The organism is Streptomyces sp. NBC_01210, assembly GCF_036010325.1.
GTDB lineage: Bacteria > Actinomycetota > Actinomycetes > Streptomycetales > Streptomycetaceae > Streptomyces.
Window position 1 is genome coordinate 8,955,426 of sequence record NZ_CP108549.1, and the last position, 12,214, is coordinate 8,967,639.

Sequence of the window (12,214 nt, forward strand, 5' to 3'; positions counted from 1 at the left end):
CCCAAGGAAACTCGCCCCCGCCGCCTGCGCGAGCCGACGACACCGTCCCCTCCCCACCACTCGGAGGGGACGGTGAACGGCTCAGACCTGGTCGGCGGTGGGACGGACGATGGTCTCACTGACGTCGACCTCGGCGGGTTGGTCGATGGCGAACGCGATCGACGCCGCGACGGACGAGGCCGGGATGACGCCCCTGCGGTAAGTACGCGTCCTCTCGCGGTGGTGGCCGTCATCAGCGGCTGCCCGGTGTGGAGGGCGTAGAAGTCACGGTTTGCGGTCCCACACCTGGTCCGGGATGGCGGAGACGGTCACCTGCACGTGGATCTTGGTCATGGTCGGGCTCCCTGCCGGGCGCGCTCGTCGCCCTCGCGGTAGAGCACCAGGTGCTCGTGGAAGAGAACGCCGTCGCGGATGTCGCCGGTGGCGGTGAAGCCCGTGTCGTCGACGTAGTCGAGGTGGTTGCCCGTGACGCTGTAACGGCCGGTGTAGGCGCTCTGGCGGTTGCCGCGGGCCTCGTCGTAGCGGCCGTTCGGCAGCAGTTCCTGGCGGATGAATCCGTCCGCGGTCACCCACATCCCGACGTACAGGTGCGGGTCGCGGGGAGTGTCGTTGCTGGTCATGGCTCTACGGTCGGCCCGGCGGCCGATGGCAACCAGGCCGCCGTCTCCCCAGGTGAGGGCTTCCTGGGTGCTGCGCACCCAGCATCGCGTGCAGCGGTGCGCCCGGCAGCGGCGCCGGCCGACGGCGCCTGGCCGGTCCGGTCGGTGGGCTCTGGTGGGATTCGCAACGAGGTCGGCCACGTGGGCGGATGCGCCGCACCTGTGCCTCCAGACTCCGTGCATACCAGCGGCACCGCGTCGGTGAAAGCCGCCTGTCTTCCCGCGGCGAAGCGGTGATCGCGGGAGCCCCCGGCCGCTTCATGCACCTGGGCTGATCCCTTGTGCGGCCCCGGAATCGCGTGCCGGGGCACGTCCTGAGCCTGGGTGCGCGACACCTGGGGAAACGGCGGCGTGGTTAGCCGCAGCGGAGCGGCCGAGGCTGGGGGTCCAGCAGCTTCGACCGCCCCTGACGGCACACCAGTCCGGCCCTCGCCGGCACATGGAAAGAAGACCCCTCATGAACGTCAACGACACGACCAGCGCTGCCGTCCTCGACCAGCTCCGGCGCCGGCCGGCCGACACGCGGCGCATCCTGTTCAGCGGCGCGACCATCGTCACCATGAACCGGGACCTCGGCGTCATCGACTGCGGCGACCTGCTCGTCGAGGGCGACACGATCACCGCGGTCGGCCCCGACCTCAGCGCGGGCGACGCCGTCGTCGTCGATGCCACCGGAACCATCATCACTCCCGGCTTCGTCGACACCCACCGGCACGCCTGGGAGGCCCAGCTGCGGCGGATCATGCCGGACGTCGACGATCTCGGCGGCTACGTCATGGCCACCCTGGCCGGCTACGCCACGGTCTACCGGCCCGAGGACATGTACATCGGCACCAAACTGGCCGCCCTGACCGCGATCGACAGCGGCATCACGACCATGCTCGACTTCTCCCACAACTCCCGCACCCGCGAGCACTCCGACGCCGCCATCCAGGCCCTCCTGGACGCCGGCATCCGCGGCGTGCACGCCTCCATGGGCCCGCACTTCGGCGACTGGGACCGGCAGTGGCCCGGCGACCTGACCCGGCTCAAGGACCAGTACTTCAGCAGCGACGATCAGCTGCTGACGCTGCGCCTGGCCGCCCTGGCCACCGACGAGATCGGGGGCCCCACTCTCGCGTACGGGCGGCAACTCGCCCGTGTTGCCCAGGACTTGGGGATCCGTGTGAGCGTGGACGCCGTCTTCGGCAGGTCGTCCTCCGAGGCCGTGCGGCGCTGGGCCAAGGACGGCATCCTCGGCCCCGACGTCACCCTCATCCACGCCACCGGACTGACCGCCGAGGCGTGGAAGGCGATGGGGGAGTCCGGGACCACCGTGGCGCTGGCCCCCACCTCCGACGCGCAGATCGGCCTGGAGACCGCGATCCCCGCCGTCGACGAGGCCCTGTCCGTCGGGATCCGCCCGGGCTTGAGCATCGATGTCGAAGTCGCCCTGGCCAGCGACATGTTCACGCAGATGCGGGCACTGCACGCCATCCAGCGAATGCGTGCGGTCAACGCCGTCTACGGCACCGACCGGCGGCAGCCCTCCCGGATCACCACGTACGACGTCCTGGACTTCGCCACCCTCCAAGGCGCCTGCACCAACGGCCTCGGGGGCGTCACCGGCTCACTCACCCCGGGCAAGAAGGCCGACCTGCTGGTCATCCAGTCCGAGGACATCAACAACATGCCGCTCAACGACCCGATCGGCACCATTGTGCTGGGCTCCGACGCCCGCAACATCAGCGCCGTCCTCGTCAACGGCGAACCCCGCAAGTGGAACGGCCAGGTCCTCGACGTCGACCTGCCCGCCCTGCGCAGCGAGGTGCACGCCTCGCGCGAGTACGTGCTGAACACCCCCGCCGCCTGAGTATTCCCCTTCATCGTCCCCCGGCCGTCCCTCCCGCGGCCGGGGGCACCCACCGCGGACCCCTGATTTCCGGGCTGCCAAAGAGCCCCGGGGCTGCGGGCCACACGGTCCGTCGCGCAAGCGTGGTGCTGCGCACCCAGGAAACGAGCGGCCTGTATCCACATTGCGTCGCCCGTGAACCTGGCATTGGGCCCCGTTCCGCCCCGCACACGCAGAAAACCGCTTCCCTCCCAACACTGGCCGCCCCCTGTCGCGGCGGCGCCGTCGAACCCTCATGCCGCTCCCAAGGAGGCGGTCGGCCGACCAGATGTCACTTCTGACGTCCTCATGTCCCACCCCCAGCACATTCCCCCGGTCAGCAATCGTGACCCGCGCCGGACCAGCCGCCGGACTGGGCGCCCGCCGCCGCGACCATCGCCCGGCTGACCGCACTCGGCGTCCTGATGGCCGGCCAGATGTACACCGTCCTGGCTCTGCTGCACCCGATGGCCGCCTCGTTCGGCACCACACCGGGCCAGGCCACCTGGACCGCCACGGCGTTCGGCTTCGCCCACGCCACCGGATTCCTCCTCGCCGGCCCGCTGTCGGACCGCTTCGGGTCACGCGCCGTGATCACCGCCCGGCTGGTGGCCGCCAGCGCAGCCACCGCGGGGACTTCTTGCCCGGAACCACTGGGACACCCCCTCGCCGGAGTGAACCCGACGAGGGCTCGGCCACGCGTTTGACTTCGAGCGCATTCCAGCTCGTAGCTTGAAAGCATGGCAACTCCTCAGCACAGGATCGGGTCAGGCTTCGGAGCCCAGAGCACCACGGAGGAGGTCCTGCGCGGGATCGACCTGACCGGAAAGCTCGCGATCGTCACCGGCGGCTACTCGGGCCTTGGACTGGAGACGGCGCGGGCACTCGCCGGCGCCGGCGCCCATGTCGTGGTGCCCGCCCGGCGCCGCGCGGCCGCTCAGGAGGCGGTCGCCGCCATCGACAGCGTGGAGGTCGACGAACTGGATCTCTCCTACCTCGCAAGTGTCCGCGGTTTCGCCGAACGCTTCATCGCCTCCGGCCGCAGCATCGACTTGTTGATCAACAACGCCGGAATCATGGCCTGCCCGGAGACACGAGTCGGACCGGGCTGGGAAGCGCAGTTCGCGACCAACCACCTCGGCCACTACGCACTGGTCAACCGGCTCTGGCCGGCGATCGCGCGGGGCGGGGCGAGAGTCGTCACGGTGTCCTCCAGCGGCCACCAGTTCTCGGACATCCACTGGGACGACGTGCAGTTCGAGCACGGCTACGACAAGTGGCAGGCATACGGGCAGGCGAAGACTGCCAACGCACTGTTCGCCATACAGCTCGATGCGCTCGGCCGGGACGCCGGTGTGCGAGCGTTTTCGGTGCACCCCGGCGCCATTGCCACCCAGCTGGCGCGCCACGTGCCCAGGGAGGAGATGCTCGCTGCCGGCTGGATCGACGAGGACGGCAACGTGGCGAACGCCGAGTTCAAGACCCCGGACCAGGGTGCGGCGACGCAAGTGTGGGCAGCGACCTCCCCACAGCTGGCGGGCATGGGCGGCGTCTACTGCGAGGACTGCGACATCGCCGAGCCCGCGGGCGAGGGTGAGCTCACCGGGGGCGTACGCGCCTACGCGACTGACCCCGGGCAGGCGGCGCGGCTGTGGAAGTTCTCGGCCGAGCTCACAGGTGTCGACGCGTTCGCGGCAACCGTCTGAGCGGCTCCCTCCGCATCCACCACTTGAGCCGCTGGTCGGCCGGTCCGAGAGGACAGTCGATCAACACGACCGCTGAAGGTTCCGACGCCACATAACCCAGGTCAAAGCCCCCGGAGCTCCGGCCAATCAGGTCACCAGACCGGTCCGTTGGGCCTTCGATCTTCAATATCGTGGTTGTACTACAGAGGGCTCTCGTCGGACCTGATGCTTCCGGGCCCGGGCCCGAGCGTGCCGGCATCCACGTGACGAAGGCCTGCTTCACCTCGACGAGCGTGGCGAGTGGTCATGCCCCTGATCAGCGGTCTGCCAATGTCTCCGAGCCGGTGACATCACCCTTTCGACCATGAGCGACCAGGGGGCGTGTGCGTGGCCCGGATCGACCAGGTGGAACGGGACCTTTCGGAGCGCGGGCTCACGGTGGCTGCCGAGCGTGGCCCCGTGGAAACGGAGCGGCCACCATTTCGGCGCGGTACCGGACTCAACTCGTCCGGTACGTTCGCGAACTTGGTCTCTCCCCGCCCGCGCGCACGGCGATTGCGGCGCCCGAGCCTGAACGCCCCGACATCGCCCAATCAAGTTCAGCAGCGTGTGGTCTTCAGCTTGCCTAAGGGCTGTCCCGCAACCTGTTTGCCCGGGGCCTGATGGCATGATCAAGGGGTGATCGGTGAACCTGCTCAGCCCGGAGCCAAGAAGTATGTCCTGTTCGATGTCGATGGCACGTTGATTGATGCCGTGGACAACCAGCGCCGGGTTTGGCGAGTCTGGGCCGAGCGATACGGGCTGGATCCCGATGAGGTCTACCAAGTGGCGCTGCGGACGAGGCCGATGGAGACCTTCGCGTATGTCGTTCCGAACCGTGACCCACGGGAGTGCCTGGCCGCGCTGCATGACCTGGAGGACGAGGACGTGCGGTCCGGCGTGTATACGGCGTTCGACGGTGCGTCTGAGCTGCTGGACGCTCTGCCCCCGGGGTCGTGGGCGCTGGTGACGTCGAATTACGAGCACCGGGTGCGCGGACGCTTTGCCAGGACCGGCTTGTCGGTCCCGGACGTCATCGTGGATGCTGCCTCCGTCGAGGAAGGCAAGCCCTCACCTGTCCCTTATCTGTTGGCTGCCAAGCGGCTCGGTGCCCAGCCGGAGGACTGTCTGGTTATCGAGGATGCCCCCTCCGGGGTGCAGTCCGGGCTGCGTGCCGGCATGACGGTGTGGGGGGTCAACGCTCCTGTTGCGGTGGATGGCGTACATCGTCACTTCGGGAGCCTGGGTGAAGCGGCCTGCGACATTCTCGCCTTTGCGTCCGGAACCCACCCTCACCAGCCGGAGGGATCGCCGGCAGCGGAATGATCTTGCTGTGGCTGGTGTGATCACGGCGTCGGAGCCGTCTTGGATGCCCCGTTCACCGGGCTGAGCCCGCGCCAGTTCGCGAGGCTGGGGACGGTGCTGCGTCGCGCCAGTGTCGATACAGTCCACCGGGGCCGGCCGTGGGGCTTGTCGCTGGATGACCGGAGCGTCGAAGTGCGACCAGCCATGCCGAGGGCCTGGAGCTGGGCGGCGCGGTCGGCGTTGTAGTGCCGGCGGCAGTCGGTGACCCGCACACCCAGCGGGAGGTAGGCGGGGACCAGTTGGGCGGAGTGCGGTAGCCGTAGGGCACGCACAGGTCCTGGTGCTCCTTGGTGTAGCGCTGGGCGGCCTGGAAGCCGCGCCGCCAGTGCACCCGCTCGGGGTTGAGGACCCGCAGCTCGATGAACGCTGCCGGCTGGCGCGCGTCGTGCGGGGCGGAGAACCGCAGCAGGTCCTTCGCTGGTCGGCTGACCGTCGCCGCTTCCTCGCCGTCGACGTCCTCGCCCAAGTCCTCGTCCCAGTCGCGGGTTTCGCCGCGGGGCTTGGGAACGCGGGTGCGCGAGGTACCGGCCAGGAGCCGGCACGTATCTCTGCGGACGGCCTCCCGGCGGATTCCGGCCTCCGTCACGGCAGGGGGCCGCCAACCCGGTGACATGTCGTGAGATACGGTGCGCATGACCAATTGGCTACGCGCCAGTAACAAGACAGTCGGACTGTCACGGGGAACGAGAACCGGCGCTCGTCGGAGGGTATCGACGAGCGCCGGTCGAGGAATGCATGCACCGCAATCTCAGATCAAGAATCGCGACGTACGTCGTCGCACTGGCCATGTTGTTCACCGGCGGTATGGCGTCCACGGCCCCGGCCGCGGCCGCGGAGAAAAGCCGCGTGGAGCGCTTGGCGGCCATCGCACTGAAGGTGGCGCAGTATGCGAACTGCGACCGTCTGCCGCTGCTCGAACGGCCACGATGCCTGAAGGAGTTCGCCGGAAAGGCGGTCAAACTCGGCGCCGGCGTCGGCCTGTTCCTGTTCGTCACACAGGACGCCATGAAGGACCACGGAGCGAGCTTCAAGGAGTTCGACAAGAACCTGAAGGCGCTGGAGGCCCTCAAGCCGCTGGACCTGGTGGACCCCACCACCGTCCCTGACCCTGCGCAGCAGCTGAAGCTCCTGGAACAGGCTGTCAAGACCTTCAAGAGCGCCAAACCCCACCTCGACAAGCTGGGTACCAACCTGGCCAAGGCGGATGATCTGCTGGGCGACCAGAGCGGCTCGCTGCTGACGCTCACCCTCCTGACCGTCGCGCTGGGGGACTACTTCCCGGACTACACACCACCGAAGTATCCGGACGCGAAGCCGATCTTCGACTTCGAGAAGGACCTCGCTGAACTCAACGCCGCCTTCGACCAGATGAACGAAGGCTTCGCGCAGATGGACCGCGGCCTGAGGGAGATGAACGCGGGCGTCGCCGAGGTCAACAGTGGCCTGTCCCAGGCCAACAAGGGCATCTCCAAGGCCAACAAGGGCATGAAGGAGATGAACGAGGGCATCGTCCAGGCCAACAAGGGTGTCAAGGAGGCCAACAAGCACGTACCCGGCATCAAGAAGGGTGCCGAGAAGCTCCGCGACATGCCGGGGATCGACTTCGACTTCTCCCATATCGGGGACACCTGGGGGGCCGGCTCCTCAGGTCTGGACGAGGCCGAACAGCAGCGCAGAATGTCATTGCTGCTGGACCTGCTGCCGGGTGTCGGTGACGGCAAGGGTGTCGTCGAGGCCATCGTCGGCAAGGACGTGGTAACCGGTCAGAGGCTCGGCACCAAGGAACGAGTACTCGGAGGGCTGTCCGTCCTGCACTGGCTGCGGGCCGGCGACCGTCTCCTGACCGCCGAGGACGTCAAGAAGGCCCGAAAGGGCGAGGAAGCCGTCACCTGCAACAGCTTTCCCGGCGGAACTGCGGTGATGATGGCAGACGGCTCACGCCTGCCCATCGACCAGGTACAGGTGGGCGACCAAGTGCTCGCCAGTGACCCGGAGAGCGGTCTAGCTCAGGCCGAGCCTGTCACTGCCCACATCACCGGCCAGGGCCAGAAGAACCTTGTCGACGTCACGATACGTACCGACGACGGCACTGCCACGGTCACCGCGACCGAAGGACACCCATTCTGGGTCGACGACCTCGAGGCGTGGGCCACGGCGGAGCAGCTGGAGCCGGGCGGGTGGCTACGCACCAGCGCGGGCACACGCGTCCAGATCAGCGCGGTCAGGTCGTGGACCGACCAGCACCGGACGGTCCACAACCTCACCGTTGCCAATCTGCACACCTTCTACGTACTGGCCGGCGACACGCCCCTTCTGGTGCACAACGCGAACGGCTGCGGTGTATGGAAGTCCGGCTTCGATGCCCTTCCGAAGGGGAAGCAGCCACACGTCAAGGAGATGTCGAGCGTCGCGGAGATGCGCGGGGCGTTCGATCGGTGGACCGCCGGTGCGCAGCGGCTGCCGGCCCGAGGGCCGAAGATCCCGGACGTCTACAAGCTTGCGGACGGAACGGTCATCCAGTGGCGTACTTCGTCCCGGTCCGGCGGAGAGACGATTGACATCTTCCCGGTCACCGGCAAAGGAATGAAGGTGCATCTACCCGATGGACAATGAGGTCATCGTCCGTGAGCTTCTCGTCGAGGGTCTGGACGACTGGGTACCGGTGGACCGGCTGATCGGGCTCGCACGTGAGGCGGCCGAGTCGTCGAGCGGCGACTTCCGAGCCCTGGCCGGCGAGGTGCTCGCCGACGTGGTGAGGGGCGGCCTGATGGCTGTTGGAGAAATCGGCGACACCGGGTTCGAACCCTGGGCCGGTGGCGACGACGCCGTCCTCCACCGGGTCGCCGCAGCACTCGACCGGGTCGCCTGGATCCCCGCGGGCGGCGTCTGCTGGCTCTCGAACACCCCCGAGGGGGACCGGCTGGCGTCCGGGTGACACCCGGCGCCCGCCCGTCCTGACCGCGCGCGCCGACCGGCGGCGCGGCCCCGTGAGAACGGCGGAGAACGCGGGTCTCAACGCGAAAGGGGCGCGCCCTGCCGGGCGCGCCCCGTCGTCAAGTGCCCCTGGGGAGCTCATGGCCCTTGGCGCGTGAGCACACGGCAAGGTTGTGCGGGCCTCGGTCGGCCGGGATCCGTCGTTCCAACGCCCCGGCAGGATGCCGCCGCCGTCCGGATCGCAATCGGCCAGCAGCAGCGGCCGCCAGCCAGAGGGACCTGGGTCATCGACCAGACCCACTGGGCCGGACTCCCGGCCACTCGCCTAAAGGCCAAGGCCGTGTGGTTAAGGGCTTCGGGGCCGGTGTGGTCACGGTGTGGTGTAGGCCGGGACGTAGGAAGCGGAGCCCTGTCAGAGACGGTTTGGCCCGGGTCTGGTACAGCTGCGACGAGCCGCCGCCATGAGGCTCCGTGGTGGGCCGGGTGCGCCCCGGGCTCCCGTTCACCACGTACCTCCGCCACCATCCTTTGACATCGAAGTAAGTCCACCCAGGTCAGCTGATTGCGGTGGACTTAAGTTGATTGTCAAAGGACAGCCGAGTGGGGACGGCTGCCCCCCGCCTTGCGCGCAGGCGGGCCGGTCAGCCGATTGCGCGATAGAACGCTGGGCGGCTTCCGCCCACCAGGCCGCCGTACGGGTCGATTTCGAATGGTGCCGCGCCAGGAGACGTTTCGCGATCCTTTCCGGTCCTGCCGGCCAGGACAATCACAGATTCGTCCTTCATCTGGGAGTAGACGGCGCCGTGCCAGAAACCGTTGACCTTCGGCACGATGCGGCCGGAATCATCGGGCAGGGCCCACAGCTTCTTGAGCGTGGAGGCATCGAACACCGTGATCCCTGTACCCGACACACTCCGGTAAGCGGAGCACAGAACAAGTGACTGGGCGTCGTGGCGGCACTGCCAGCCGGACCCGGCCAGAGCAGCGCGCTCGGTGCCGGTGACTGGATCAACGATGAGGGTCTTGTCCCCGTGCTCGGCTGTCACCAGTTTCGGCGCGACGGAGGCTGGCTGCCGGGTGTCGCGGATCGTCCAGCGCCGTACGCTCGTAGCCACCGCGTATCCCGTGAGCCGGCCTTCGAGGGGCGTCAGCTTCTCACCGCCCGCGACGATTCCGTCGGCCAGCGCGACGGCACGGAAGTCGGCCTACTTCCAGCGAACCGAGCCCGCGGCGCGGTCGACCGCATAGGTGGTGTCGGCTGCTGCCACCACTACCGTATCCGCGTCGACTCCGATGATCTGCGGCGCGAGAATCTCATCAGCGCCGATAGGTTCCGCAGCCAGCCCAGTGGCGCTGGGAGCGGCGGGAATCTCGGCCGACCGCGTGGTCTTGCCGGTAGTCGTGTCGACTGCGAGCACCTCGATCACCGCTCGGGATGGGAGTGTGCCCTCTCCTTCCACCACCCTTTCCCACGCGGCGTAGGCGATCGTCCCGTTCCGCGCCTCTTCAACCACGAGAGGCGCGGCGCGCACGCTGCCGAAGCCGCCTGCTTCGGCAGGGTGCTTCGTCCCAGCCTCCCCGACCCCAACGCCGCACCGTCCACACGGCCGGCCGCAGGCCGGACGGTGAAGTCCGGGCCGCGGGCCCCGAGGCAATCCGCCAGCCGCTGAGGTGGCCGCTTCGCGGATGCCCGGAGCCTACTCGCCCCTCGGTCAATGCTCGCCAGTCCTGTCACCGCCGCGCGTGACGCATGGGCGAAGCACCTTCGTTGACCGGGTGCGGGGTGCGGCTCGCGGCCTGATCGGTGGCTGGGGCGGGCCGCTGCCCGTGTCTCGTACAGGCAAGCGCTGGCGGCCGTACGGTAGAGCCATGTTGGACATGAGGCCCGTCAGCGTGCTGCTGCCGGCCGAAGTGGTGGAGGCGCTGGAGAAGCCCCCGCCTGAACATCAACCCGGCATGAGTGATGCCGAGGATTCCTGCCCAAGACCGTTCGGGATGCAAAAACGCAAGGGCGCTGATTCCCTGAGGGGGCCAGCGCTCATCCAGAACGTCCGAGGAGTGGTCATGAGCGGTTCAGGCGAATCCGGGAGCCACGTCCGTCAACTGCGACAGGAGGCCGATGCCCTGAATAAGGAGGCGGAACGGGCGACCGCCCCGGAGGAGCGTCAGCGCCTCCAGGACAAGGCGAGGAAACTGCTCGCGCTGAGCGAGCAGGAGAGCGCCATGGCCGCTGGGGATATCTACCCCCAGGAGTAACAGTCGTTACTCCACGTTACCTCGCTCACCTGAGCGGAACGGGCCCACAGACCCGGCCGACGGGGGCGGCCCTGTCAGCCTGCGTTCACTGACCCGTGCGCGGCGGCCGCCCGGCGGAGGCGACCGCGATGATCGGCTGGCGACCCCGGATGCGAGGGCCCCCGCATTGCGGCATCCAGCACCTGAGCAGCCTCGGACGGGGGCAGATCCCTGACTTCGCCGAGTGTGTCAGTGCTGGCTGGGCGGGAGCGTGACTGACTGGCGACAAGTAGCGCCGGCCCTCACAGCGACATCGGGACGATCTCGTCAGACCGAGGAGTTACCCGAATCGGGCATGCAAGCGGTCAGCAGGCGCCAGGTGTGCGAGACAGTTGCTCCGGCCACGCCGAGGAGAGCCATGGGAGGGCCGGCCCAATAGGCGAGTTCACGGTGCACCTCCGGGGCCAACTCGATAGTCACGCGAACGTACCGGTTCCGGAGCGTAGCGACCTTGGTCATGCCCGGCGGTTCTGGATTCCGGTGCAGGGCGGCACGGTAGCTGTCCTTGCGTCGGCTCACGCCGGCTGCCGCTTCATGAGTTCCTCCGCGAGGTCCATATAGGCCGAACCTTTCACCTTGACTTGCATGCCGAATGACTGGGCGTACAGGTCGAGCCGGGGGATCTGCGTCCCCAATACGTCGTAGCCGCGCTCGGTGAGCACCTCGCGTGCGTCGGCATCAGGACCGGTACGAGTGGGCTCATGGCGATTGGTGCGGTTGAGCAGTACCGCGGTGCGTGCCGGCTCCACACGCAGGGACTCCACGTCGTCCATCTCCCTCCGAATGGGCGCCATCCGGTCGAGCTCGATGGGCGCCGGCGTCACGGGGATGATCCACTCGTTCGCGTGGCGCATGATGCTGCGAGCGATACGTGCATGGTCTTCCAGCTGCGGAGCGTCGAAGACGACCGCCCGCCGGTCACCGAGGAAGTCGTCGACTCGGCGGTGCACATCACCGACTGGCAGGGCGACCACCGGGAACGGGAATCCGTCGGCCAGATCGCTCCAGCGCAGGGCAGAACCAGCCGGATCCCCGTCGACGAAGAGGGGAGACATGCCCGACTCATGGAGCGCGTGGGCCAGCCAGATCGCGCTCGTCGTTTTGCCGACTCCCGGCTTGAGATTCACGAACGCACAGCTCAACAGCACTCGCGAACCGTAGCACTCAGGCATAATTCGTAAGAGAAATACCCGTTCCTCGGCGAGCCGCTACCCGTCCCACTGGCGGGCGCCGAGCCGACGGCGCGATCAGTGCCGCGATCGTGGCAGAGCTGGATGGCCGGCCGACGATTGTTTAGCGCGGCATCGAGCGCAGCCACACGTCGACGGCTTCGCGATCACCGGGGAGTACGGGTACCTGCCGCAGCC

11 protein-coding genes and 1 pseudogene are annotated in these 12,214 nt (G+C 68.2%); 8 read left to right on the forward strand and 4 right to left on the reverse strand.

Annotation, left to right across the window (positions count from 1 at the left end):
* Positions 1-329: 329 nt before the first annotated feature.
* Positions 330-620, reverse strand: a complete 291-nt coding sequence (locus tag OG735_RS40480; protein WP_327328108.1) for an Atu4866 domain-containing protein — start codon at positions 618-620, stop codon at positions 330-332.
* A 496-nt stretch (positions 621-1,116) separates the two neighbouring features.
* Between OG735_RS40480 and OG735_RS40485 the strand changes: the two genes are divergently transcribed.
* The 7 genes and pseudogenes from OG735_RS40485 (at position 1,117) to OG735_RS40515 (ending at position 8,553) form a co-directional block, all read left to right on the forward strand.
* A complete protein-coding gene (locus tag OG735_RS40485) occupies positions 1,117-2,511 on the forward strand; it encodes an amidohydrolase family protein (RefSeq protein WP_327328109.1) in 1,395 nt (464 codons plus the stop codon).
* A 443-nt stretch (positions 2,512-2,954) separates the two neighbouring features.
* A complete protein-coding gene (locus OG735_RS40490; RefSeq protein ID WP_327328110.1) occupies positions 2,955-3,236 on the forward strand; it encodes an MFS transporter in 282 nt (93 codons plus the stop codon).
* Between the two features lie 33 nt (positions 3,237-3,269).
* Positions 3,270-4,235 (forward strand): SDR family NAD(P)-dependent oxidoreductase, encoded by a 966-nt coding sequence (locus OG735_RS40495; protein WP_327328111.1) that lies wholly within the window; start codon positions 3,270-3,272, stop codon positions 4,233-4,235.
* A 657-nt stretch (positions 4,236-4,892) separates the two neighbouring features.
* Positions 4,893-5,579 carry an HAD family hydrolase gene (locus tag OG735_RS40500; RefSeq protein ID WP_327328112.1) on the forward strand — a complete coding sequence of 229 codons (687 nt, stop codon included), beginning with the start codon at positions 4,893-4,895 and terminating at the stop codon, positions 5,577-5,579.
* Between the two features lie 7 nt (positions 5,580-5,586).
* Positions 5,587-5,753 (forward strand): annotated as a pseudogene (locus OG735_RS40505) (IS5/IS1182 family transposase); the annotation flags it as partial.
* 600 nt (positions 5,754-6,353) lie between these two features.
* On the forward strand, positions 6,354-8,231 hold the full coding sequence (locus OG735_RS40510; RefSeq protein WP_327328113.1) for a polymorphic toxin-type HINT domain-containing protein: 1,878 nt from the start codon (positions 6,354-6,356) through the stop codon (positions 8,229-8,231).
* Positions 8,221-8,553 carry a hypothetical protein gene (locus tag OG735_RS40515; protein WP_327328114.1) on the forward strand — a complete coding sequence of 111 codons (333 nt, stop codon included), beginning with the start codon at positions 8,221-8,223 and terminating at the stop codon, positions 8,551-8,553. The genes OG735_RS40510 and OG735_RS40515 overlap by 11 nt, the downstream gene beginning before the upstream one ends.
* Before the next feature lie 640 nt (positions 8,554-9,193).
* On the opposite strand, the gene OG735_RS40520 is transcribed toward OG735_RS40515, so the two are convergent.
* Positions 9,194-9,667: a hypothetical protein gene (locus OG735_RS40520; protein WP_327328115.1), complete on the reverse strand. Its 474-nt coding sequence runs from the start codon at positions 9,665-9,667 to the stop codon at positions 9,194-9,196.
* A 90-nt stretch (positions 9,668-9,757) separates the two neighbouring features.
* A complete protein-coding gene (locus OG735_RS40525) occupies positions 9,758-9,979 on the reverse strand; it encodes a hypothetical protein (RefSeq protein ID WP_327328116.1) in 222 nt (73 codons plus the stop codon).
* 637 nt (positions 9,980-10,616) lie between these two features.
* On the opposite strand from OG735_RS40525, the gene OG735_RS40530 reads away from it, so the two are divergent.
* Positions 10,617-10,808 (forward strand): DUF6381 family protein, encoded by a 192-nt coding sequence (locus tag OG735_RS40530; protein ID WP_327328630.1) that lies wholly within the window; start codon positions 10,617-10,619, stop codon positions 10,806-10,808.
* Between the two features lie 554 nt (positions 10,809-11,362).
* Here the strand turns inward: OG735_RS40530 and OG735_RS40535 are convergent.
* Positions 11,363-11,995 (reverse strand): ParA family protein, encoded by a 633-nt coding sequence (locus tag OG735_RS40535; RefSeq protein ID WP_327328117.1) that lies wholly within the window; start codon positions 11,993-11,995, stop codon positions 11,363-11,365.
* Positions 11,996-12,214 lie beyond the last annotated feature (219 nt).